The organism is Pseudomonas sp. FP453, assembly GCF_030687495.1.
Taxonomy (GTDB): Bacteria; Pseudomonadota; Gammaproteobacteria; order Pseudomonadales; family Pseudomonadaceae; genus Aquipseudomonas.
In genome coordinates this window covers 2421563-2444516 of sequence record NZ_CP117435.1, presented here as the reverse complement: position 1 = coordinate 2444516, position 22954 = coordinate 2421563, and the positions used below count along the sequence as shown (strand labels likewise).

Below are 22954 nucleotides of genomic sequence, written 5' to 3'. Positions count from 1 at the left end.
GGCAGCACCAGGCCCTTGCCACTCACCGAGGTGAGACTGCCCGGCAACAATTGCACCAGACTACTGCCCATACTGCCGATGTCGATCAGGCCCAATGGCGCACGCACCACACCGCCCTGGCGAACCGTCGCCGCGCCCAGTTGCAGGCGGCCGAAGGCCGAATACGGCATGGCGGCGTCGGCGCTGCCGGTACGGCCGATGGTCAGCGTACGCAGCGGGTCGAATTGGATCGAGTTGGCAGTCACTTCCCCCAGATATCCGGCGATCACCCGCGCACTGGCCTGGGTGCCCGGATACAACTGGGCCGCGCGCAGGGTCATGTCGCCATGGGTCAGCAATTGCGTGCTGATACCCGGCGCAATGGCGTTCTCATTCGGCCCGGCGAGGAAGCGCAGGTCGCCCTGGCTGGTCAGGTTCACCTGATCAAAACCGCGACGCTCGATGTCCAACAAACTCCAATCCGCCTGATTCAGGCTGCCCTTGAGGCCAAACAACACACTGCCGCGCACATCGATCAGGTTGCCACTGGCATTGAACTGCGCGGCTGTCTCCAGAAACGACGGCTTGGGCAGCTCGATAATCGGGCGAATGTACTGATCCTTGCCGGGCGTGTTGATGCCGTTGAGCAATAGATACGGCGCCGACAGGTTGACCCGCGAATCACCCGCAGCATTTTCACTGAGGGCAAACGCCGAACCGAACAGTCGCAGGCTCTGCCCCAGCGCCAGTGCAACGTCGCCGTCAAAGCCCATGATGCCGTTGCTCATCAGCGCCAGGTTATCAAAGCCACCCGCGCTGACTTGATCCACCCCCAGGCGCCCATGGCCATATTCCAGCCCTGCGGCGGCCTCCTCTGGCGTGCCGGCCAGGTCGTGACGCTGATGGGTCTGGCTGAGCAGCAGTTCACGGCCCTTGAGCACCTGATCGACGGCGGTAAACCGCTCGTAGTTCGGACTTTCCAGCGCCACCGCCAGGCTACCGCCCGCCGCGCCAGCACCGCCCGCCCGGGCGACAAAACTGCCGTCCAGGTACAGGCCGTTATTCGACGCCAGGCTGATGCTGCCGCCATTGCTGGCCTGCTGTACCAGGCCCTGCCCGGCAATGTTCAATGGCGCCTGGGTGCCGGAAGCGTCGAGGCGCGCGCCTTCGCGCACCACCACAAACAAATCACTGGCGGTGGCAATGCCCGTCGTCAGGTCGAGGGTGCCGCCGATATTGATGGTGCCGCCGTCGCGGACCACGCCATAGGCGCGGCCACGGTTGTCCAGCGCGGTCGCCGCCCGCGCTGCGGCATCGATCAGCGCGTGTTCGCCGACCCAGATCGAGCGACCATGGCCGAGGGAGTTCACCGCATCGGACGCGGCGGCGCGCAGCCCTCCCAGGGTGATGCTGCCGCCCCAGGCATTCAGCGTGCCGTCCATGTTCAGTTGACCGACGCTGCGCAGGTTGATGGCCTGGCCCGGGTCAACATTGATCACCGCGCCTGGGCCCACGGTCAGCACGGTGCTTGCCATTTGCTCGGCGGTGGAGTTGTTCTCGCCGGCATTCAGGCTCAGGGTTGCGCCACGGCGCTGGGTCAGTACGCCCTTGATCGCGTCTTCTTGGTAGAGCGCGGGGGTCCAGCGCTCCAGGGCGATGGCCGGATCGCTGCCGGTGGCGGCAGACAACGCCTGCTCACCGGCGCGCAGCACCGGAGCAGTGACATCGACCTGCGTGCCGTCGGTGACCAGCAAACCTTCGTTGCCCGTGATGTCGTAGGCCGAAAAGCCCTTGTTGAAGAAGTCACCCGCCAGTTTCAGGGTGTCGGCATCCGCAGCCACGGCGCTGTCGCCGATCTGCACCTTGCGTGTCTGCAACGCCAGGGTGCCGCCGCCGTTGACGCCGTAGCCGCGCAGCTCGCCGTCCAGGCCCAAGGCACCGAGGGCGCTCAAGGTCACGTTGCCGCCCTTGCCGCCCGCCAGTTTGCCGTCCACACCGAGCGTGGCGCCGGAAGACGCGTCCACCACGCTACCGGCCGCCAGGCTGATGTTGCCGGTGCCACGCAGCGAGACCTTGCCGCCGTTCACATAGGCCACGCCGGTGTTGTTGGCCGCGTCCAGCAGCAAGTTGTTCCAGCGCCCACTGACGTCCAGCTTGACCCCTTCCGCCACCGTCAGGCTGCCGTCGCCCGGCAGGATCGTGTCGGCCACCGCGCCGTCCTTGAGCGGGTCGACCTGGCTGAGAATGTTCCCGGCATGAATGCTGCCGCCGTGGGCCGTGAGGTTGGCGTTGACCGCCACCCCCGGCACGAACAGGGTGATGGTGCCGCCATCGGCGACGTTGAGCGCACCGTTGACGCTGACCTGCTGGTTGGCCGCAACCTTGACCGCGCCCAACTGGAAGCCGTTGAGTTGCTCGCTGTCGAGCACAATCTGGCCCTGACGCTCGCTCGGCAGTTCCGTGGTGAGGTCGAGGCCGTCGGCGATTTTTTGCGTGTTGCTGTCGATCAACACCTGCTCGGCGGTCGCGCCCAACGCATAACGCAAGGTGCCCGTGGTCTTGTTATAGATCGGCACGTACTGGCCAATGATCAACTGCGCGCGCTGGGCCATCGCGTTCTGCGACTGCTGGTAGCCGTCGAGGTTGATCGCCGGTGCCTGCATCTGCCGCTCGCCCTGGAACACATCACTGACCACCTGCCCTTCGAGCACCGCACTGGTGGTGCCGACCACCAGCTTGCCGGCATCGCGGCCCACGGTATAACCGGCTTCGTTGCGCCCCTGCGGCGCAATCAGCGGGTTGTAGTAATACTCGGTCTGGCCCCAGCGCACGCTGGTGTCTTCATAACCCTTGTAGATTCCGGAATAGAGAATGTCCCCCGGCGCCCGCGACAGCTCATACAAGCGGCGATCCGGACCCTTGAGCCAGGTTTGCCGGATGTAGCCGTCCTGCACATCCACGGTGCCGCCCGACAGGTTGATCTGCGCGCCCTGCTGGGTCACCACATCCTTGCCGGTAAAGGTCACGGTGCCGCCCTGGGCCATCCACTCACCCACCGAGTGGCCCTGGGTGCCGAGGTAGCCGCCGACTTCCAGCAAGCCGCCCGCGGTGTACCAGCGGTCCGTGGCGTAGCCGTTGGTGCCCGCCGCGACAAACACCAGCTCACGCAGGTCCACCCACACGTCGTTGTTGATCAGTTGCCCATTGTCGCGGTTGACCGCGGCATCGCGCTGTTCGTTGCCCTGCACGTTGATCTTGATGTTGTTGGCTTCCATCGCCACCTTGACGCCGACCGCCCCCGACACGTCGATGATCGCGCCATCGCGCACCAGGCTGCGCTGGCCGGCGCTGACTGCGACCTGGCCGCCGGTGGCCAAGGTGATCGAGCCTTTCTGGAAGTCCACGGTGCCGCCGCTGACGATCTCGATGCGCGACTGGTCGGTGCGGTCGGCCACCGCGCTGAGGTGGTCGAACTGGCCGTCGATCAGGTTGGCGGGCTTGCCGTCGAGCAGGGTCAGGCCGTTGTTCTTCTGGGTATTCAGCGCAGTGCTGCCGCTGGCATCCAAGAGGATTGCGGTGGTGCTGCCGGCGCCGAGGGTGACGCTGCCGGCGCTGTCGCTGGCCGAGTTGAGCAAGTGAATCGTGCCGCGTGTGTCCACCGAGGTGCTGGCCAGCGCGACGCCGTTTTGCTGGACCTGGTGACCGGTCAGGGTGATGTCGCCGGTGGACGCCATGATCAGGCCGCTGTTGCTGACCTTGCCCGCCGCGCTCTCGAAGTTGAGGGCGGTGGCGACTTCATTGCCACGGGTGGTGGAACGCTCGTTGCCCGCCGTGCCGACGCCTTTGCGGATGTAGAAGCTGTCACCGGCCGCCAGGGTGGTCTGGCCCTTGGCGGTGATAATGGTGCCGGCGTTTTCCACCTCGGTGCCGAGCAGCAAGGCATAACCGCCCGCGTCGGTGGAGGTGGCGGCGTTGTGGGTCTGGATCAGCGCACCGCGTTGCACCTCGACCTTGCCGGCCGCGTCGGTGAAGGTCGGCTCGGTGCCGGTGGTATCGACGTAGAGGCCGCGTTGGGTGAACTGCTCATCGGTGATGTTCGCCGCCGCCGCCACCAGGTTGCGCACATTGACCTGGCTGGTGCCGCCGAAGACCACGCCGTTGGCGTTGATGATCATCACCGTGCCCGCGCCCTTGATCTGGCCCTGGATCTCGCTCGGCCGCGCATTCGGATCGTTGACGCGGTTCAGCGCGGCCCAGTTGGACTGCTGCTGGAAGTCCACGGTGGTGTTGCGCCCGACGTTGAAGGTCTCCCAGTTGAGGATCGCCTTGTCGGCGGTCTGCTCGATGCTCACCGTGGTCTTGCCACCCGCCTGGGACTGGGTCGGCGCCTTGGCGTTGATCCAGCCCTGGGTCAGGCTGTTGTCCACCTGCAAACCGCCCTTGCCCAGGCCATCGGGAATAGTCGACACCTGCCCCAACGCCGCCTGCCGCCCCGCCGCCTGCGCCGCCTGCTGGGCCGCAATCGCCGCGACGCTGGTGTTCAGCGTGCTGATGGACCGCGCCAGGCGCTGGTTGACCTGCGCCTGCTGGCTCAGCGTCGGCATGCCCGGCACCTGCCCCGCGCTCAAACGCGCAGCGGTGGTGGCGCGCGTCGCGCCTTTTTCGGCAAACCACGCAGCACTGAACGCCTGGGCGGCATGGGCATTGCCCGCCACCATCAACAAGGCAATGGCCTGGGCCAGCGGCTTGAGGCGCAACACGGTCTGGGCACGCGGGCCCTGGGCATTCAGCTTGAGCGTGGGTTTGCAGCGGACCATCGGGAATCTTCCTTCTTTGTTAGCGCCCCGGGGCAAGACAGGCGCACGTATGAGGGTTAGGCGGTTGGCGAGGGGCGCGACTGAACTTCTGTCATGCAAAGTTCATATACGGCTGCTAACGCAAAAAAAATCAGCAACGGCGCAGGCCGTTGCTGATCGGTGGTGCGGGTCGTTGAAAGCAGGGGTTACAGCGGACGACCGATTTGGTTGCAGACGCTGGTGTTGCCGATGCCTTGGGCGTTGGAAGCGGTCGCGAAGGTGTCGGTTACCGCTTGTTTCCAGTTAGCTGGCAGCGGTACGAAGCGGTTGTCGTTGATGGCGGTGTCGTTGTTGATGGCTGCATCGTAGTGACGCAGGAAGAAGTCTTGCACTTGGGTGGTTTGGTTCGCGTCGGCGTAGCACTGGCTGAAGATCAGGTTAGTGAAGCCCAGGATCGGGTAGCCGGTGGATGGGTAAGCGAAGGTGGACGAACCGCTTGCAGTGGCGGCGAATACTGGAACCCAGTTGTCCTGGTCGGTGGCGTCGATGAACGAACCGTTAGGGCGGGCTTGGGTTGGAGCAAGGATCTGACCGATAGCGGCCGATACGTTGCCTGGAGCCGGCGAAACACCGCCAATCTTGGCAACTTTGGTGGCGTCATCCAGACCGGCCAAAGTAGTCGCCGCGTAGTCCGGGCTCATGTAGGTGATTCGGCCTTGGGCAGCGTTCAGCGCAGTCATCACGCCTTGGCTGGTGGTAGCAGGCACTGCGCCGGCTGGCAAGGTACCGGCGCTGACGCCAGCGACGAAGCCGTAGCTGTCTTTGAAGGTCGTGGTGATGGCGAACTTCTTGGCTTCGGTGCACTTGGCATTGAGGAAGCGGGTGAACAGCTCGGTGGTGCCGCTCGACTCGTCACGGTAAACCACGACGATCGGGCCAGTACGGCCGGAGCCGGTGATTTGGTTCCAGGTGGTCAGGCGACCGGAGAACACGCCGCACAGTTGCGGAACAGTCAGGTCAACCGCGTTGGTGCCGGTCTTGTTGAACGGAATGGCAACCGAAGTGGCCACCGAAGGCACCTGGATCAATTTGCCCCAGGTCGGTTGTTTGTTGGTTTTGTAAGCCAGCAGCTCGGCAGCCGACAGCTTGGAATCGCTACCCGCCCAGTGCACGTTCTTGTTGGTCACACCAGCCACAAACTTGGTGTAGTCGTTGTTCAGGAAAGCCGCCTTGCCGTTGCCGCTGCCGACGCCGATGTAAGGGGCGAAGCCGGCAGTCAGTACGCCGGCAGTCTGGTACAGCGGCTGTGGCAGAGTGGCGCCGCCGCCGTTTACGTCTGCGAATGCAGCCTGTGCCGAGCACAGGGCAGCGAGGGTCATGGATACCGCGAGAACGTTGCGCTTAAACATGAAGAAGCTCCTTTCGTCGTGTTTGTACGTTTGGGGTAGATGGCTCTTGCATGACGCCATGGCTTCGGTCCCAAGCCGTCTTGCGGGGGTGGCCAGGGGTGAAAACCATGGGAGAGAAAGTCGCAGTTTCCGATGACGGTTATGGGAAAAAACCTCGGGAGGAAACGCTTGATTTTTAAAAAGATTCTCGGGTGTTTTGGTCATGGTTCCGAGCGGTTTGGAGGTAGGTGACAGCGAGGTTTCAGTGGGTGGGGCTGGAGGCCGTATAGCGCTTGGGATGTGACGGAATGAGGAACCCGAGGTTGAACGGGAGTACCCAAATTCACTGAACACACAGACCCCATGTGGGAGCTGGCTTGCCTGCGATAGCGGTGGGTCAGTCAATGAATTTGTATCTGGTCCACCGCTATCGCAGGCAAGCCAGCTCCCACAGTTGATTTGTGTTCACACAGCAGGATCAGGTGACGAGTTGGTTGATTTCGATGATGGGCAGCAATACGGCCATGACGATGACGAGCACGACAGCGCCCATCACCACGATCATCAGCGGCTCCAGCAACGCGGTCATGCCCATCGCCCTTCGCTCAATATCCCGCGACAACGTCTGCGCCGCGCGCTCCAGCATCGGCGGCAGCGAACCGGTTTTTTCGCCGCTGGCGATCAGGTGGATCAGCACCGGTGGGAACACCTTCTCCACCGCCAGCGCCGGGGCGAGGTTGACGCCTTCGCGCACTTTGGCCGTGGCGTCGCTGACGCACTGATCAAGGCGGTCGTTGGACAGGGTTTGCCGCGCCGCTTCCAGCGCGCGCAACAGCGGCACACCGGCGCCGCCGAGGATCGCCAGGGTCGAGGCGAAGCGTGCGGTGTTCAGGCCCAGCACAAAGCGCCCGATCAGCGGCAGGCGCAACACCCGGCTATGCCAATTCAGGCGCGCCACGGGGTTGCGCAGATACAGGCGCCAACTCCAGAAACCGCCGACGATCCCGGCAAAACACAGCCAGCCCCAGGCGCGGATGAAGTCGCTGGCGTTGAGCATCGCCAGGGTCAGCCCCGGCAAGTCCTGGCGTGCCTGGGAGAACGCGCTGACCACCTGCGGCACCACGTAGCTCAACAGGAAAATCACAATGCCGATGGACACCAGCCCCACCACCCCGGGGTAGATAAACGCGGTAAGGATCTTGCCACGCAGGTTGTTGCGTTCCTCGATGTAGTCGGCGAGGCGTTCCATCACCTGGGCCAGGTCGCCGGACTCCTCCCCCGCCGCGATCAGCGCGCGGTAGATCGACGGAAAGTCCCGTGGCCGTGCGGCCAACGCCTCCGCCAGGCGCATGCCGCCGCGCACATCGGCGCGCACGGCGGCCAGGGTCTGGGCGATGTGTTTTTTCTCGGCCTGCTCCACCGTCGCGCTCAGCGCCGCTTCCAACGGCAGGCTGGCGCCCAGCAGGCTGGCCAGTTGGCGCGTGGCCCAGGCCAAATCGTTGTCCGAGAGCTTGGGGGTGAACAGGCTACTGCTGGCGACCGATGGGTTGCCTTCGAGCTGCACCAGCAACGCGGTCAAACCGCGCCCGCGCAGGCTGGCAAACGCCGCGCTCTGGCTGTCGGCCTCCACATGCCCGGACTCGACCTTGCCGCTGGCATCGGCGGCTTCAAAACGATAGCGATTCATCAGGCGTCCCGTGTCACACGCAGGATTTCTTCGGGGGCGGTGGCGCCGCTGCGCACCCAGCGCTCGCCGTCTTCACGCATGCTGAACATGCCGGCGCGGCGGGCGGCCAGGCGCAGGTCCTGCTCACCGGCGCCCTGGTGGATCAGGCTGCGCACGTCGTCATCGACGCTGAACAATTCATGAATCCCCGTACGGCCGCTGTAGCCGACCTGGTTGCAGTGCGCGCAGCCGACCGGGCGCCAGGTGCCGGGCGCGGCCGGGTCTTCCTGCTTGCAGTGCGGGCACAGGCGACGCACCAGGCGCTGGGCCAACACGCCCAGCAACGACGAGGCGAGCAGGAAGGGCTCGACGCCCATGTCGATCAAGCGGTTGACCGCCGACACCGCATCGTTGGTGTGCAGGGTCGCCAGCACCAGGTGACCGGTGAGCGAGGCCTGCACGGCGATTTGCGCGGTCTCCAGGTCGCGGATCTCGCCGATCATGATGATGTCCGGGTCCTGGCGCAGGATCGCGCGCAGGGCGAGGCCGAAGGTCATGTCGATCTTGGCGTTGACCTGGATCTGGCTGATGCCCGGCAGGTCGTATTCCACCGGGTCTTCGACGGTGAGGATATTGCTGGTGCTCGCGTCCAGCCGCGCCAGGGCGGCGTAGAGGCTGGTGGTCTTGCCGCTGCCGGTGGGGCCGGTGACCAGCACGATGCCGTGGGGCTGGCGGATCAGGGTGTCGAGGCGCGCCAACAGTTGGGGCTCCATGCCCAGGGTTTCCAGTTGCAAGCGCCCGGCTTGTTTATCCAGCAGGCGCATGACCACGCGTTCGCCGTGACCGGTGGGCACCGTGGACACGCGAATGTCGATGGGCCGCCCGGCCACGCGCAGGGCGATGCGGCCGTCCTGGGGCAGGCGTTTTTCGGCGATGTCGAGTTGGGCCATGATCTTGATCCGCGACACCAGTGCGCCGTGTAGCGCTTTGCGCGGGGACACGACGTCGCGCAGGGTGCCGTCGACGCGGTAGCGCACCACGGAGTGGGTTTCGTAGGGTTCGATGTGAATGTCGCTGGCTTCGTCGCGGGCGGCTTGGGTGAGCAAGGCGTTGATCATGCGGATCACCGGGGCGCCGTCCTGGGTGTCGAGCAGGTCGGTGACTTCGGGCATGTCTTGCATGAGGCGGTCGAGGTCGACCTCGTTTTCGGCGGCGCCGACGACGGCGGCGGCGCTGCCGGTGTCGGCGTAGGCGCTGGTGAGGAGGCCGTCGAGTTCGTCGTCGCGGACGTGTTCGATGGGGGATTGGCCGAATTGGCGGTGGACTTCGCTGATGGACCAGCCGGGGGTTGAGGGGCACACCGTTAGCAGCATGCCTTCGGCGTTGGTGCGCAGGAGGATGCGTTGGGATTTGGCCCAGGCGTAGGGGAGTAGGCTCATTGGCGTGGCCCTGTTTTTATGGGTACATATCCGTTTTTTGGGTAACGGCGGCTTAGGGTTCCGCCCTTACGGCGGCTCACTTTTGAAGAGCGCAAAAGTAAGCAAAACGCTCTTGCCCCAACACTCGGTGCCTCGCCCAGGCTCGGCATGCCCGTAATCCGACATGGATTTGGGGGGCCGCCGCCACGCGCCATCCATGGCGCGGGGCGGCTAAACCGGCATCCATGCCGGTTTACCCCCCAAATCCATGCCGAATTCCGGCCAGCGTGTTTAACGGGGCGCCTAAGATCAAAAACACAGCGCGGCGGCCTGATAGCCGACCGGGTCTCTGGAGCTGACGCGGTACCCTGTGGGAGCTGGCTTGCCTGCGATGGCATCAACTGGGTTTGCCTGATGTACCGAGTTGTCTGCATCGCAGGCAAGCCAGCTCCCACAGGATGGTGCACACCCGACCCGCTCTTGATCTGCTTTTGATCTGCTTTTGATCTTGATGTTGATCTTCGTCGCCCCGTCAAACCACGCTGGCCGAACGCAGGCTTGAATCCGTGGGTAACCCGGCAGGACGCCGGGTTAGCCGTCCTGGGCCAGGGATGGCCCATGACGGCGGCCCACGGATTCAAGCCGGAGTGAGGGCACACCGAGCCTAAGCGAGGTGCCGAGTGGTGGGGCGAGGACCTTTTGGTTACTTTTGGGTCCTTCCAAAAGTGACCCGCTGTAAGAGCGGAACCATAAGCCGCCGTTACCGCAGCAACGGATATGCCCCCCATCACTGCGGCACCGCCCGAATCACCGCTCTAGGCCCCTGCTGACCAGGAATCGCCTTATCCACCGAGGGCAACTGCGGCGCCTGCACATCCGGCATCGCCCAACTATGCTCCGGCTGCACCCCCCCCTGCGCCCGCCGCATAAACTCATACCGATTCAACGTAATACTGCGCCCCGCCCCACTGTCGCGAATGATGTAAGGCCGCAAAAACACCATCAGATTGGTCTTCGTCACACTGCGCTTTTCATTGCGAAACAACGCCCCCAACCCCGGAATATCCGACAACCACGGCACCGCATCATTGCTCTGGCTGTACCCATCCTGCAGCAACCCACCCAGCACCATGATCTGCCCGTCATCCAACAGAATGCTGGTATCAATCGCCCGCTTGTTGGTCACAGTCCCCGCATCCACCGAAGCCCGCGTGTCCACGCTGCTGACTTCCTGATAGATATCCAACTTCACCGTGCCACCCTCGGAAATCTGCGGCCGCACATTCAACTTCAGCCCCACCTCCTCCCGCTGCACCGTCTGGAACGGGTTGTTGCTGGTCCCCCCGGCCCCGGTCACATAGCTGCCCGTGACAAACGGAATCGTCTGCCCGACAAAAATGCTCGCCGCTTCGTTGTCCAGGGTCAGCAGGTTCGGCGTCGACAGCACGTTGGTGCCGCCCTTGCTCTTCAACGCGCGGGCCAACACCTTGAGGTCGAGCACCTTGCCAATCCCCGGAATGTCCACGGTGCCGTTGACCAAACCGATGTTCAGCCCCTTGGGCAACACGTCGATACTGGTCTTGCTGGTAGGCGTCGAATTCACGCCACTGCCGCCAAGGTTGACCCCGCCAAAACCGCCCTTGCCGCCCAGGTTACCGGCCTGCCATTGCACGCCAAACTCGGTGGCATCGTCCTCGCCGACTTCGACGATCAGGCTTTCAATCACCACCTGCGCGCGGCGTTGGTCGAGCATGTCGATCACTTCCCGCAGGTTGCGGTACAGCGGGTCCGGCGCGGAGATCAGCAAGGTGTTGGTGGTCGCATCGGCCTGGATGGTCACGCCGCCGGCACTGAACGCGGTGTCCTGGTCCTTGCTGGTAGTGGCGCCGGTGCTTTGTTTGTCCTGGCCGTAACTCGATTGCACGCCGCTGCCGGTGGGCGTGCCGCTGCTGTTTTGTGCGGCGCTGCCTTGGCTGTTCTGGCCTGTGCCGCCCATGGCACTGAGCTTGCCCCGCGCCTCGTCGCTGACCCCGGACTCACTCTCGCCGGTCAACAAGCCGCGCAGCGACTGCGCCAGCTTGCCCGCCTGGGCGTTGCGCAGGTACACCACGTGCATATTGCTCGGGTTGCTCTGGGCATTGTCGAGTTTGTAGATCAGGTTGCGCGCCAGCTCGGTGCGCTCGGGGCTGCCGGAGCGGATGATGATCGAGTTGGAACGCGGGTCGCCGACCACGTTGATCTTCTGGGTCTGGTCGGCGCCTTGGGTGTCGAGCAGTTCGGCGACCATTGCCGCGATGTCGACGGCGATGCCGTTCTGCACCTTGACCACGTCGGTGTCGATGGCGCTGGGGGTGTCGATGCCGCTGATGATCTGCGCCACGCGGGCGAGGTTTTCTGCGTAGTCGGTGATGACGATGCTGTTGTTGCCAGGGTAGGCGTTGATCGGGTTGTTCGGCGACACGATGGGGCGCAGCACCGGGATCAGGTTCACCGCGTTTTCGTATTGCAGGCGGAAGGTGCGGGTCTGCATGCCGCTGCTGCCGGCGCTGTAGATCGGCCCGCCGAGCAGCTTGGCATCGGCTTCGGGCACCACTTGGGCGACGCCGCCCACGTCCACCACGCTGAAGCCCTGCATGCGCAGCGCCGCCAGCAGCATGTCGTAGGCCTGGTGCGCCGGCACCTGGCCTTCGCTGACCAGGGTCAGGTTGCCTTTGACCCGCGGGTCCACGAGGAACTGTTGGCCAGTGGCGCGGGACAAGGCGCGCACCACCGCCTGGATGTCCGCGTCGACAAAGTTCAGCTGCACCGGCTGGTCACCCAGCGGGTTGCGCGCCTTGATTGCGGCCGGGGCGTGGCCACGGGCGCTGTGGGTGATCGGGTGTTGCACGGCCGGTTTGGGCGCGAGTTCGCGTTGGCGGTCCAGCGGGCTGTCGCTGCTGCGGCGGGTGTCGGCCAGGGGTTGGCCGAGTTCGCTGTCCACCAGCAACGGCTTGGCCGCCTGGTTGCTGCACGCACTCAGGGCCAGCAACAGCAACGGCGCGGCCATACGAAACGGGGGAACTGACCACTTCATGAAGCTTCCTTAGCGCCAAGCGCCTGATCCATGCGAACGGTCCCGGACACAGTGCCGGCCGAGTTATCGACGGCATCCCCAGCACGTTGCAAACGCGCCTCGGACACCTCCAGGGAAAACGAACGGGGATTGCCCAGCAGCCAGTCCACCACCGCGTCGGCCGGGGCGTTGTCGAAGGTCAGGTGCCAGCCGCCCGGGGCCTGCGCCTGCAATTGGTAATGGCCTTGCAGGCCGGCGCTGTCGAGGGCCTGGCGCAGCGTGGCTTCGTCAGCCTGGCGCGGCGCGGCGACGCCTTGCAACAGCACCTGCAAGGCTTCGGCCTGGGCGCGCAACTTCGGGGTTTCGGCCTGCCAGTAGTCGATTTTTTTCAGCGCGGGCTGGATCAGGATCAGCCAGGTCAACAGGCCCGCCAGCAGCACGCCGACGCCGGACAGCATGCGTTTTTCACGCAGGGCCAGGCCGTTCCAGAACAGCCGCAATTGCCGCGCCCACTTATTCATCGCTGGCTCCCGTCGCTGCCGGGCCAATGCTCCAGCCCTTCTCGTCGCGTGTCGCGGCAAAACCGGCTTGGGCCAGCGCGGCCTGCCAGTCGGCCTGGGCCGTGGGGTTGCGGCTGTCCGTGAGCAATTGCAGGTGCAGGCGCCCTTGTTCAAAGGTCAGGCGCTCGACGCTGGCGACCATAAACGGCAGGTTGCTGCCCGCCAGTTGCAGCAGGCTGCTGAAGCGCTGGCCCGGGTCGGCGGCGGCACCGGTCTGGCGCGCGGCCAATTGTTGCCGGGCCTGCTGCAAGGGGTTGAGCACCACCGGCAATTCGGGAAATGCCTGGCGCACCTGCTGGCTCATCAGCGCCTTGATGCGCTGGCCTTCCTCCACCTGACGCGCGGCGTAGAAGTTGAGGCCCAGGGTCCACACGGCCGTGGCCAACGCGACACAGGCCAGCGCCCTGCCCCAGCCGCCGCTGGCCGCCTGGCTGAGGCGTGCGTGCAAACCCCAGGCGGGGGCTGCGCCCGTCCAGCGCTGCGCGGCGTCCACCAGCGGCACATCAAGGCCTTGCTGACCCAACGGATGCACGGCGCCTTGGTGCAGGCTGTCGCGGGTCAACAGGTAGCCGTCGTCCAGGGCGGCCGCGCCCACCGGCAAGGCATAGGGCGCCGGATACAGGCCACGTAACTTGAGCGGCACCTGGGCCAGCCGTTCCAGCCCGGCCTTGGGCACCCAGGCCACTTGCACGCGGCCTTCGCTGTCGCGCGGGCCGTGGGCCACGTGCATGTGTTCCAGCGGGCCGAGGATCAACGCCTGCGCGGCGCAGGCCACGGCGGCGGCGGTTTTTGCGGCGGGCAGTGGCGGCAGTTCAAGGCTGGTGAGCAGGCTGTCGCGCGGATGCAGGAAGCACTCCGCTGCCTGACGGTGTTTGCTCAGTTGGAGCAGGCTTTCATGGCCTTCGGCGACGACCACGCCACGCTCCAGCCAAACGAATTTGACTGCACTGTCGGCGCTCAATTGATCCAGCGGCGGCAAGCCAATGCGCAAGCGTTTCATACGCCCACCCGCGACCAGATCACCTGCGGCTGGCGCTCTTGCGGGCGATGCAGCAACGCGTCGATGGTCACCCGCCGCTGCTCACGCCGCGCCTGGCCCTGCACGCGAAACCATTCGCTGGTAATGCCCACCTGCACCGACTCCACCGCCACCTGGGGCAAGTGCAGGCGGTTGACGAAATCCCCACGGTTGATAAACCACTGGCCGCTGTCACGCTCCGCCACCAAGACTTGGGCCTGGGACAAACTGAGCTGCGGCACCACGGCGCTGAGCACTTCGGCGCTGGCGGTGTTGCCGTTGACCCAGCTCTGCCCGGGCAGCACGCTGATATACCCTTGCAGGCGCCGCAGCAGCAGCGGGTCAAGGCCTTCAATGGCGCTCAACTCGTCCACGTTGCGCAGCATCGGGTACTTGGCCGGCACTTCGTAGGAGCCGATCACCCGTTGGCTGATGCGCCGACTCACCGCCGGATCGACCCCCAACGTACGGCACAGGCGCTCGAAGCTTTGCAGCTGCTCGGCATCCGGCAGCTGGCGGTTGACCAGGTTGCGCAGGTTGAACTTGCCCTGCTCGTCCTCGATGCGACCTTCAAACGCACCCCGTTGGGCATAAGCCCAAGGCTGGTCGAGGCGCGTCAACACGTCCTTCTGGCGCGCCTCCCACAACATCTGCCGGCTGCGCTCAAGGCTGCCCTGCAACAGCCACTGGCCCTGCACGCGTAATTGTTCGGCTTCGAGGCTGCGGGTGAACACGGTCTGGCGCGTGAGCATGCCGCCGGCGATCACCGCCACCACGGCCGCGATCAGCAACGCGCTGATAATCGCCATACCGCGCTGCTTCGCCGCTGGGGGCGAATGCCGTTTCATGGCGCGCCTTACAACTGCCAGGAGCCGATATCGGCATTCACGCCGTCGCCATCCGGCTGGCCATCGGCGCCGAGGGAGAACACATCGACCTCACCGTTGGCGCCCGGGTTGAGGTAGTGATAAGGGTGGCCCCACGGGTCATTGGGCAGGCGGTCGAGGTAGGCGCGCCAGCTGCTGTTTTTTGCATCCGCCGGACGTTCCACCAGCACTTTCAAACCCTGGGTCATGTTCGGGTAGCTGCCGTGGTCGAGGCGATAGAGTTTCAGCGCCTGCATCAACCCGCCGATGTCCTGCTTGGCGGCGGTGGCGCGTGCCTGGTCCGGGCGATCGAGCACCTTGGGCACGACCATTGCCGCGAGAATCCCGAGGATGACCACCACCACCATGATCTCGATCAAGGTGAAGCCACGCTGGCCGCGAGGGCTGGGCAAGGGGGTTGTTAGGCGCGCGATATCCATCTCGACATTCCTTGGCTGGGGTGCATTTCGTGGCGCAGTGTTGCAAGAACACATGTCAGTCGTATTGAAAATCCTCGGGAGTTTCGGTCGCCAATCGGTCAACTCGCGGCGCTAGTCTGCGGGCCTGTTTCCCGCCTTTGAGAGCGCCATGGTCGGCCGTCGCAACGCGCAAGGTTTTACCCTGATTGAAGTGCTGGTGGCGCTGGCGATCATCGCCGTGGCCATGGCCGCCGCCGTGCGCGTGGCCGGGCTGATGACCCAGAGCAATGGCTTGCTGCGCGATAAATCCATGGCGTTGCTGGCGGCGCAGAGTCGCCTGGCGGAACTGCGCCTGGAAGGCCACTTGCGTGGCGGCATAAAGACGTTCGACTGTGACCAGGGCCGTTTGAAACTGCGCTGCGAGCAAACCATCAACGCCGATGGCCGCCTGTTTCAAGTGACCCTGCGGGTGCTCGACGCCAGCCGCGAAGCGCCGCCCCTGGCGCGGCTGGACACCCAGGTCATGGCCGAGTGAGGCGTGGCAACGCGGGGCCATCCGGCAGTTTGTCGAGGTTGACGCGGACCTTTTCGCCGCCGCGCTCAAGCTCCACGGCGCTGCCTTCAATCGCCGTCAGGCGCACGCCGGGGCTGAGGCGTTCGCCCACCAGGAAGCTGCGCGGTGGGCCATCGTTGAGGCTGAGGATCGCCACCGCACCGCGCGCGCCGGCCAGTACGCCGGTGACCTTGACGTGCAGGGCGCTCGGCGCGTTGCCAAACCACTGCAACGCCGGGCTTTCGCTGCGGGCCGCCAACGCCTGGGGCGAGGCCTGGGGCGTGTGGGATTCAGCGGATGTGAGCAGCAGCGGCGTCCAGATCACCACGCCCGCCAACGCCGCGAGCAAGGCCAGCGCCTGCACGCCGTGGGCGGGTGAAACACGAAGGGCGAATGCCATGGGGTGGACCTCCTGTTTGTCCGTGGCCTCAGCCTACAGAGCAATTCCCACTTTTTTATTTCACAAACTCGCCAGTTCTCCAGGAGCCGACGGATGAAACAGCAAGGCTTCACCCTGATCGAGCTGATGGTGGTGCTGGTGATCATCGGCATCGCCAGCGCCGCCATCAGCCTGACGATCAAACCCGACCCGCTGAAACTGCTGCGCAAGGACGCCGAACGTCTGAGTCAGTTGCTGCAAATCGCCCAGGCCGAAGCCCGCGCCGACGGCCGCCCGATCAGCTTGCGCGCCGATACCAAGGGCTTTCGCTTCAACCGCCGCAGTGACGATGGCCTGGGCGTGGAAGCGTTCCAGGGCGACGCCCAACTGCGTCCGCGCTTATGGGAGAGCACGCCGATGCAACTCACCGTCGAGCCCCGGCAAACCCTGGTGCTCAATGCCGAATGGATCAACCCACCGCTGCGGGTGGTGCTGTCGGACGGGCAACACAGCCTCAGCCTGCAACGGGACGCCGCCGGTTTGCTGCGGGTGGTGAGCCAGCCATGAACAAGTCCCAACAAGGCTTCACCCTGATCGAAGTGATGGTGGCGATCATGCTGATGGCGCTGGTCAGCGTGATCGCCTGGCGCGGGCTCGACAGCGTGACCCGTGCCGACCAGCATCTACAGGCCAGCACCGAACAGACCGAGGGGTTGTTGCGGGCGTTGAACCAGATGCAGCGCGATATCAGCCTGCGCGCCAGCGTTGAACTGGCCGAACCCGGTACGGCAAAGGACGCTGGACTGGCCGCCGTGACGGTGCGCAGCTCCGACAGCAAGGGCTTTCGCCTGGAGGTGATCCGCAGCGCGCCAGCCACAGGCGATGGCTTGCAACGGGTGCGCTGGTGGCTCAAGGGCGACTCGCTGTACCGGGCCGCAGCGCCCGCGCGGGACCGCTTCCCACTGCCGGCGGCCAAGGACGGCGTGGTGGTGCTCGCGGGGCGTGAGTGATGTGCAGGTGCGGGTGTGGGACAAGGACAAAGGCTGGCGCCAGTTGAGCGGCAATAAGCGCGAGGAGCCGTTGGGGCTGGAGATCAGCCTGGTGCGCGAGACACCGCAGGGGGTGGAGCGATATCGGCAGGTGGTGGGGCCGTTGCAGTAAGGCGCCTCAACTCAACAACACCACCCCACCCGGCAGCTCCGTGCACTTGGCGCCGTACGCGTCGCGAATCAGCAACGCCACGCCCGCCAGCTGCTGCAAGCTGAAGCGCGCCTGCACCCGGCGCTGGCCCAGTTCCTTGTTGAGCAACACCAGCATCCCTGGGCGGGCGGTAGCGATTGATCTCGTCCACCACCGTGGCCAGCGTGGCGTTGTTGAACACCAACACCTGTTCGCGCCAGGCCACCACGGCTTGGGTGTCGACCACCACGGGCGCGCCGATGCCCGCCGCGCTGTAGGTCAGTTGACGGCCGCTGCCCAGGCTCACACTGTGCCCGCCGGCGTCCACCGACAGCGAACCCTCGATGCAGGTCACGCACACGCTGTGGTCGGTGTTGCGCAGATTGAAGCGTGCCTGCGCGGCACTGACCCAACCGTCACCGGCCTGGACCCGCAGCGGCTGCGCCAGACGGGCGACCACCTCGACTTCGCCTTCCAGCAATTCAATCCCCTCACCGATCCGGCTGATGCGCGTCTGGGTATTGAGCTCCAGGCTGACCCCGTCACTCAACAGCACTTGGCGCTGCTCACCGACCTCGGTGCGATAGTCGGCCGTGAGCCCGGCAAAACCACCCGGCGTGCCGACGCGCACCATGACCAACGCCGCCGAGGCAGCTATCGCGCCGCCCAGGAAGGCACGGCGGCCAAAGCTGCGCGATGGCGCGGCGTGCTCCAGGGCGGGGGCCAGTTGCTGCCACAGGACCTTGGTTTGCTCGAACGCCTGGGCATGCTCCGGGCTCTGGGCACGCCAGGCCTGCAAGGCCTTGGCGTCGGCCACGGTGGCGCGGCCCGACGTCAGCAGGAGCAGCCAGTCGCGGGCTTCATCGTGCAAAGGACTGGCGGAGGCTGCCCGGGCGGTGGAGAGGTTAAAAATGTTCAAGCGCGCACATACTCACGGTTTTATCAGGGACTCGACACTAAGACGGTTTTCCGGCCCCGGGACCGAACCGCTGAATCACTTTTCTTTCGAGGCGCTTGGCGCAGTGGCCGAGGGCGGCCTTGATTTCCTTCTCGACCATGCGCGTGGAAATGCCAAAACGCTGGGAGATTTCCAGGTGCGGCGCTTCCTCCAGACGCGCGGCGATGAGGATTTTGCGCCGGCGTGCGGGCAGCTCATACAGGGCTTTGACCAGCGATTGCACCTCGCGCTGGCCGCCCACCACCCGCGACGGGTCCTGGGCTTCGTCGGCGGCTTGCAGCAGCTCCTCGACTTCGCTGCCGGTGAGCAGGCGCGCGTCGGCCTGGCGGCGGTCGGCAGCGATGTTCAAGGCCATGCGGTAGAGGTAGGCGTTGGGTTGTGCGAGGTTTGGCGGCACGTCCATGCGGTCCACCCGCAGGTAGGTTTCGTGCAGGACGTCGTTGGCCAGGTCCTCCGAGCCCAGGCGCTTGCGCAAACGCACCTTGAAGTCTTCGTAGGACGCCAGGAACAAACTGACCATCGTGCTGTGCCCGGTATTTTTCATCCGTGCGTGGCTCCCTTCCCTGCTGTGCATTCCATGCGTGTTCCTGTGGTGTCGGGCATCAAAAGCAACGTCACCGGCTGGCGCAGCGAGCTCGGCGCGGGGCGTTCGACCCGGGCCGCACTGAGGTTGCGCACCAGTGCTTCATCGCGTTGTTCATCGCCGGTGGAGCTGACCAGCCGGCTGTACTCGATCAGCCCATCCGGGTTGACCCACACCTGCACCAAGGCGCGAAAACTGCCGGGACGGGTCAGGGGCGAACCGCACAGGCTGGTCTCGATGGCCTGCTGCAAGGCCGTGGCGTAGCTGTTGTTGATCCGCGCGGCGTTGCGTGCCGACGCGCCCTTGGTGGTGGCCGGCCGGCTGACCTGCGCCAGTTGCAGGGTGAACGCATCACTGCGGGCATAACGCGCCATCAGGCCACTCCCGGTCAGCAACATTGCCAGAGCCTCCTGCGCCGTGAAGCGCCCATGCACGCTGATGGAGCGCCGGCCCCGGGTCAGTTCGCGGTCCACCAGCACCGCCATGCCGGTGGCGCGGCTGTAGGCTTGCAGGGCGTGCTCCAGGTTTTGCGCCGGCAGGTCCAACGTCAGCAATACGGGTTCCGCCTGCGCTATACGGCCGCCTGCCAGCAGCCACAGCAAGACCAGGGCGCATACGGCGCGCCGCCAGGCCCCCTGTTCACCCCCCGCTCTGCATCGCTGCACGGCCGACGTGTCCTTGAAAACCGTCATCCTGAGGCCAGTTTATGAACCTGATGTTACGGTGATGGCAAAAAAAACGTCACGGTGACGGGATGCCCGCTGCACTACACTTTCAAGCCTTACCGGCCCACTTCCCAGGGCCTGCCAGGAGGCCCGATGAAACTGTTCCCCAGCCTTGCCAGCCTGTTGCTGTGCGCCGCCCTGCCCGTGCTGGCCCACGCCGACAACAGCAAAAGCACCTGCACCGAAGTCTCGGTGGACGGCTACAAGGCGCCCGACTACGGCTGCCTGAGCCAACAGATGGGCAGTGACAGCAACGCGACCAAGGCGGCGAAAAAAAACCGTGAGGCGCAAAACATTCCCGTCGACAAGCGCGCGCCGAACGCCGTGGGCCTGTCCACCCCGGCAGCCACCAGCGTGCGCATGGGCAATAGCTTCGGCACCTCGGTGAAACCGCAACGGCCTTGAGCCGTTTGACGAAATTTTCATCTGTGCCTGCCTATGATCGCCTCCCTCGTTGGGGAGTAACCGGCTTCTGACCCTGTTGGAAGCGTTCGTATCAACATATTCGGCAACCTGCCGTGGTACGAACATCGCTTTGCGGTTGGTGAGACCAGCGACACTTCCATGCCTAAAGTCGGGCGCGTGGACGTGTCGTTGTGTCCCATAGCCCGACTGGAAGCCTGACCGTGAACCCCATTTCCCTGATCCTCCTGGCCCTGGCCATGTCTACCGACGCCTTTGCGGCGGCCATCGGCAAAGGCTCCAGCCTGCACAAACCGCGCCTCACCGAAGCCCTGCGCGCCGGCCTGATCTTTGGCGTGATCGAAGCCATCACCCCGATGATCGGCTGGGCCATCGGCCACGCCGCCACGCGCTGGGTGGAAGACTGGGACCACTGGATCGCCTTTACCCTGCTGGTCGCATTGGGCCTGCACATGATCTACAACGGGCTCAAGGCCGAGGATGAAGAGGCTGAAAAGCCGACCCAGCACTCCTTCATGATTCTTGCCGTGACGGCCTTTGCCACCAGCATCGATGCCCTGGCGGTGGGTGTGGGCCTGGCGTTTGTCGATGTGAATATCCTGGTGGCGTCGGCGGCGATTGGCCTGGCGACCATGACCATGGTGACCATTGGCATGATGCTTGGGCGGGTGCTGGGCACGGTGGTGGGCAAGCGTGCGGAGATGGTGGGCGGGGTGGTGTTGATGGTGGTGGGTGCGACGATTTTGTATGAGCACTTGTCGGTCTAAGCAACAGCGCTGAGCAAACAGGTGGGTGCGGGCTTTTCTGTGGGAGCTGGCTTGCCTGCGATGGCATCACCTTGGTCTAACTGAAAGACCGAGGTGTCTGCATCGCAGGCAAGCCAGCTCCCACAGAAAGCAGTGCCCACAATCAAGTGGGCGGTGTTACTAGGCCGCGTTGCGTTCTTTCTTCAAGCTGTCCATATCAATCACAAAGCGATACTTCACATCGCCCTTGAGCATCCGCTCATACGCCTCATTGATCCCCTGGATATCGATCAACTCGATGTCCGAGACAATCCCATGCTTGGCACAGAAGTCCAGCATGTCCTGGGTCTCCTGAATCCCGCCGATCAACGACCCCGCCAGGCTGCGGCGCTTGAAGATCAGGTTGAACACCGACGGCGACGGGTGCGGGCTGTCGGGGGCGCCAACCAGGGTCATGGTGCCGTCACGCTTGAGCAGGTTGAGGAACGCGTCGAGGTTGTGGGGCGCGGCGACGGTGTTGAGGATGAAGTCCAGGCTGTTGGTGACGGCGGCCATTTCATCGGCATTCTTCGACACCACCACCTGGTCGGCGCCCAGGCGCAGGCCGTCTTCGCGTTTGTTCGGTGAGGTGGTGAACAAGGTCACATGGGCGCCCATGGCGTGGGCGATCTTCACCGCCATATGGCCGAGGCCGCCCAGGCCGACCACGCCGACTTTCTTGCCGGGGCCGACCTTCCAGTGGTGCAGCGGCGAATAGGTGGTGATGCCCGCGCACAGCAACGGCGCCACGGCCGCCAGGTTGCTGTCATCGTGGGAGATGCGCAGCACGAACTTCTCCTTGACCACGATGCTGTCGGAGTAGCCGCCAAAGGTGTTTTCACCGCCAAACACCGGGCCGTTGTAGGTGCCGGTAAAGCCGTTCTCGCAATATTGTTCTTCGCCTTCGGCGCACGACGCGCAGTGTTGGCAGCTGTCCACCATGCAACCAACGCCCGCGAGGTCGCCGACCTTGAAGTTTTTCACGCTGGCGCCCACCGCCGTGACGCGGCCGACGATTTCATGGCCGGGCACCGACGGGTACAGGGTGTTGTTCCACTCGTTGCGCGCGGTGTGCAGGTCGGAGTGGCAGACGCCGCAATACAGAATGTCGATCTGCACATCCTCCGCCCCCGGCGCGCGGCGCTCGAAGGTGTAGGGCTTGAGAGCATCCTTGGCGTTCTGCGCGGCGTAGCTGTAAGTCTTGGCCATTTCGTTCACCTGTGTGATCGGACAGTGGAAGTCAGTGGACCAGCATAGACGCTGAACCGTTCAACCGAGCACACCGGTACAAGCCCTTCGTCCGGTTTCACGCAATAGTGAGCTAGAGTTCTCAGCCCACCCACCCAGGAGTTTTCCATGAGCACATTCGTTGCCAAAGACGGCACCCAGATCTACTTCAAGGATTGGGGCAGCGGCAAGCCCGTCCTGTTCAGCCACGGCTGGCCGCTGGATGCGGACATGTGGGAATACCAGATGGAATACCTGAGCAGCCGCGGCTATCGCACCATCGCCTTCGACCGCCGTGGCTTTGGCCGCTCGGACCAGCCGTGGACCGGCAATGACTACAACACCTTTGCCGACGACATCGCCCAGCTGATCGAACACCTGGACCTCACCGACGTGACCCTGGTGGGCTTCTCCATGGGCGGCGGCGACGTGTCCCGCTACATCGCACGCCATGGCAGCGCCCGTGTCGCCGGCCTGGTGTTGCTGGGCGCCGTGACGCCGATCTTCGGTCAAAAATCGGATTACCAACAGGGTGTGCCGCTGGACGTGTTCGCCGGGTTCAAGGCCGAGCTGCTGAAGGACCGCGCGCAATTCATCAGCGACTTCAACGCGCCGTTCTACGGCATCAACAAAGGCCAGAACGTCTCCGCCGGCGTGCAGGCCCAGACCTTGCAGGTCGCCCTGCTGGCGTCGCTCAAATCGACGGTGGATTGCGTCACCGCGTTCTCCGAGACCGACTTCCGCCCGGACATGGCCAAGATCGACGTGCCGACCCTGGTGATCCACGGCGATGGCGACCAGATCGTGCCGTTCGAAACCACCGGTAAAGTGGCCGCCGAGCTGATCAAGGGTGCCGAGCTGAAAGTTTACAAGGACGCGCCCCACGGGTTTGCCGTGACTCATGCCCAGCAGTTGAACGAAGACTTGCTGGCGTTTCTGAGCCGCTGAAACACCGTCTCCTTATTTGGCCGGGCTTGCCC

The 22954-nt window shown here is 64.7% G+C and carries 17 protein-coding genes, 3 pseudogenes and 1 riboswitch; of the genes and pseudogenes, 6 read left to right on the top strand and 14 right to left on the bottom strand.

Features of this window, described 5'->3' with window-relative positions:
* Positions 1 to 3623 precede the first annotated feature (3623 nt).
* The 9 genes and pseudogenes from PSH87_RS28825 to gspG form a co-directional block, all read right to left on the bottom strand.
* Positions 3624 to 4583, bottom strand: a pseudogene (locus PSH87_RS28825) (filamentous hemagglutinin N-terminal domain-containing protein); the annotation flags it as partial.
* A 398-nt stretch (positions 4584 to 4981) separates the two neighbouring features.
* Positions 4982 to 6184, bottom strand: a complete 1203-nt coding sequence (locus tag PSH87_RS11210) for a substrate-binding domain-containing protein (RefSeq protein ID WP_305433641.1) — start codon at positions 6182 to 6184, stop codon at positions 4982 to 4984.
* Between the two features lie 457 nt (positions 6185 to 6641).
* The gene (gene gspF, locus PSH87_RS11205) at positions 6642 to 7850 is read right to left on the bottom strand and encodes a type II secretion system inner membrane protein GspF (protein ID WP_305433639.1); all 1209 of its coding nucleotides are present in this window, start codon (positions 7848 to 7850) and stop codon (positions 6642 to 6644) included.
* On the bottom strand, positions 7850 to 9268 hold the full coding sequence (gene gspE / locus PSH87_RS11200) for a type II secretion system ATPase GspE (RefSeq protein ID WP_305433638.1): 1419 nt from the start codon (positions 9266 to 9268) through the stop codon (positions 7850 to 7852). Before gspE ends, gspF begins: the two co-directional genes overlap by 1 nt.
* A 766-nt stretch (positions 9269 to 10034) precedes the next feature.
* The gene (gspD, locus tag PSH87_RS11195) at positions 10035 to 12320 is read right to left on the bottom strand and encodes a type II secretion system secretin GspD (RefSeq protein WP_305433636.1); all 2286 of its coding nucleotides are present in this window, start codon (positions 12318 to 12320) and stop codon (positions 10035 to 10037) included.
* A complete protein-coding gene (gspM, locus tag PSH87_RS11190) occupies positions 12317 to 12820 on the bottom strand; it encodes a type II secretion system protein GspM (RefSeq protein WP_017734608.1) in 504 nt (167 codons plus the stop codon). Before gspM ends, gspD begins: the two co-directional genes overlap by 4 nt.
* Entirely contained in the window at positions 12813 to 13859 is a 1047-nt protein-coding gene (gene gspL / locus PSH87_RS11185; RefSeq protein WP_305433635.1) for a type II secretion system protein GspL, read from the bottom strand. Before gspL ends, gspM begins: the two co-directional genes overlap by 8 nt.
* Positions 13856 to 14725 (bottom strand): type II secretion system minor pseudopilin GspK, encoded by an 870-nt coding sequence (gspK, locus tag PSH87_RS11180; protein WP_305433633.1) that lies wholly within the window; start codon positions 14723 to 14725, stop codon positions 13856 to 13858. Before gspK ends, gspL begins: the two co-directional genes overlap by 4 nt.
* Positions 14726 to 14733: 8 nt before the next feature.
* A complete protein-coding gene (gene gspG / locus PSH87_RS11175) occupies positions 14734 to 15183 on the bottom strand; it encodes a type II secretion system major pseudopilin GspG (RefSeq protein ID WP_017734605.1) in 450 nt (149 codons plus the stop codon).
* Positions 15184 to 15331: 148 nt separating this feature from the next.
* On the opposite strand from gspG, the gene gspI reads away from it, so the two are divergent.
* On the top strand, positions 15332 to 15697 hold the full coding sequence (gene gspI, locus PSH87_RS11170) for a type II secretion system minor pseudopilin GspI (protein ID WP_305433631.1): 366 nt from the start codon (positions 15332 to 15334) through the stop codon (positions 15695 to 15697).
* Here the strand turns inward: gspI and PSH87_RS11165 are convergent.
* Positions 15684 to 16115, bottom strand: a complete 432-nt coding sequence (locus tag PSH87_RS11165) for a type II secretion system protein N (protein ID WP_305433629.1) — start codon at positions 16113 to 16115, stop codon at positions 15684 to 15686. The genes gspI and PSH87_RS11165 overlap by 14 nt on opposite strands.
* A gap of 93 nt (positions 16116 to 16208) precedes the next feature.
* Between PSH87_RS11165 and gspH the strand changes: the two genes are divergently transcribed.
* Positions 16209 to 16661, top strand: a complete 453-nt coding sequence (gspH, locus tag PSH87_RS11160) for a type II secretion system minor pseudopilin GspH (RefSeq protein ID WP_305433628.1) — start codon at positions 16209 to 16211, stop codon at positions 16659 to 16661.
* Positions 16658 to 17255 (top strand): annotated as a pseudogene (gene gspJ / locus PSH87_RS11155) (type II secretion system minor pseudopilin GspJ). Before gspH ends, gspJ begins: the two are co-directional and overlap by 4 nt.
* Positions 17256 to 17261: 6 nt before the next feature.
* On the opposite strand, the pseudogene PSH87_RS11150 reads toward gspJ, so the two are convergent.
* The 3 genes and pseudogenes from PSH87_RS11150 to PSH87_RS11140 form a co-directional block, all read right to left on the bottom strand.
* Positions 17262 to 18192, bottom strand: a pseudogene (locus PSH87_RS11150) (FecR domain-containing protein).
* 37 nt (positions 18193 to 18229) lie between these two features.
* Positions 18230 to 18775, bottom strand: a complete 546-nt coding sequence (locus PSH87_RS11145; RefSeq protein WP_305433626.1) for an RNA polymerase sigma factor — start codon at positions 18773 to 18775, stop codon at positions 18230 to 18232.
* Positions 18772 to 19416 (bottom strand): secretin and TonB N-terminal domain-containing protein, encoded by a 645-nt coding sequence (locus PSH87_RS11140; protein ID WP_305434295.1) that lies wholly within the window; start codon positions 19414 to 19416, stop codon positions 18772 to 18774. Before PSH87_RS11140 ends, PSH87_RS11145 begins: the two co-directional genes overlap by 4 nt.
* Before the next feature lie 216 nt (positions 19417 to 19632).
* Here PSH87_RS11140 and PSH87_RS11135 point away from each other — a divergent pair, with 216 nt between their 5' ends.
* Together PSH87_RS11135 and mntP are read left to right on the top strand one after the other, a co-directional pair.
* The gene (locus PSH87_RS11135) at positions 19633 to 19944 is read left to right on the top strand and encodes a hypothetical protein (RefSeq protein ID WP_305433625.1); all 312 of its coding nucleotides are present in this window, start codon (positions 19633 to 19635) and stop codon (positions 19942 to 19944) included.
* Between the two features lie 39 nt (positions 19945 to 19983).
* A riboswitch (yybP-ykoY riboswitch) is annotated at positions 19984 to 20151 on the top strand.
* A 14-nt stretch (positions 20152 to 20165) separates the two neighbouring features.
* The gene (gene mntP / locus PSH87_RS11130; RefSeq protein ID WP_257783095.1) at positions 20166 to 20729 is read left to right on the top strand and encodes a manganese efflux pump MntP; all 564 of its coding nucleotides are present in this window, start codon (positions 20166 to 20168) and stop codon (positions 20727 to 20729) included.
* Between the two features lie 159 nt (positions 20730 to 20888).
* Here the strand turns inward: mntP and PSH87_RS11125 are convergent, their stop codons facing one another.
* A complete protein-coding gene (locus tag PSH87_RS11125; RefSeq protein ID WP_017734595.1) occupies positions 20889 to 21956 on the bottom strand; it encodes an NAD(P)-dependent alcohol dehydrogenase in 1068 nt (355 codons plus the stop codon).
* Between the two features lie 147 nt (positions 21957 to 22103).
* On the opposite strand from PSH87_RS11125, the gene PSH87_RS11120 reads away from it, so the two are divergent.
* Complete coding sequence (locus tag PSH87_RS11120; protein WP_305433623.1) at positions 22104 to 22922, top strand: alpha/beta fold hydrolase; 819 nt, start codon at positions 22104 to 22106, stop codon at positions 22920 to 22922.
* The last annotated feature ends 32 nt before the right edge of the window (positions 22923 to 22954 follow it).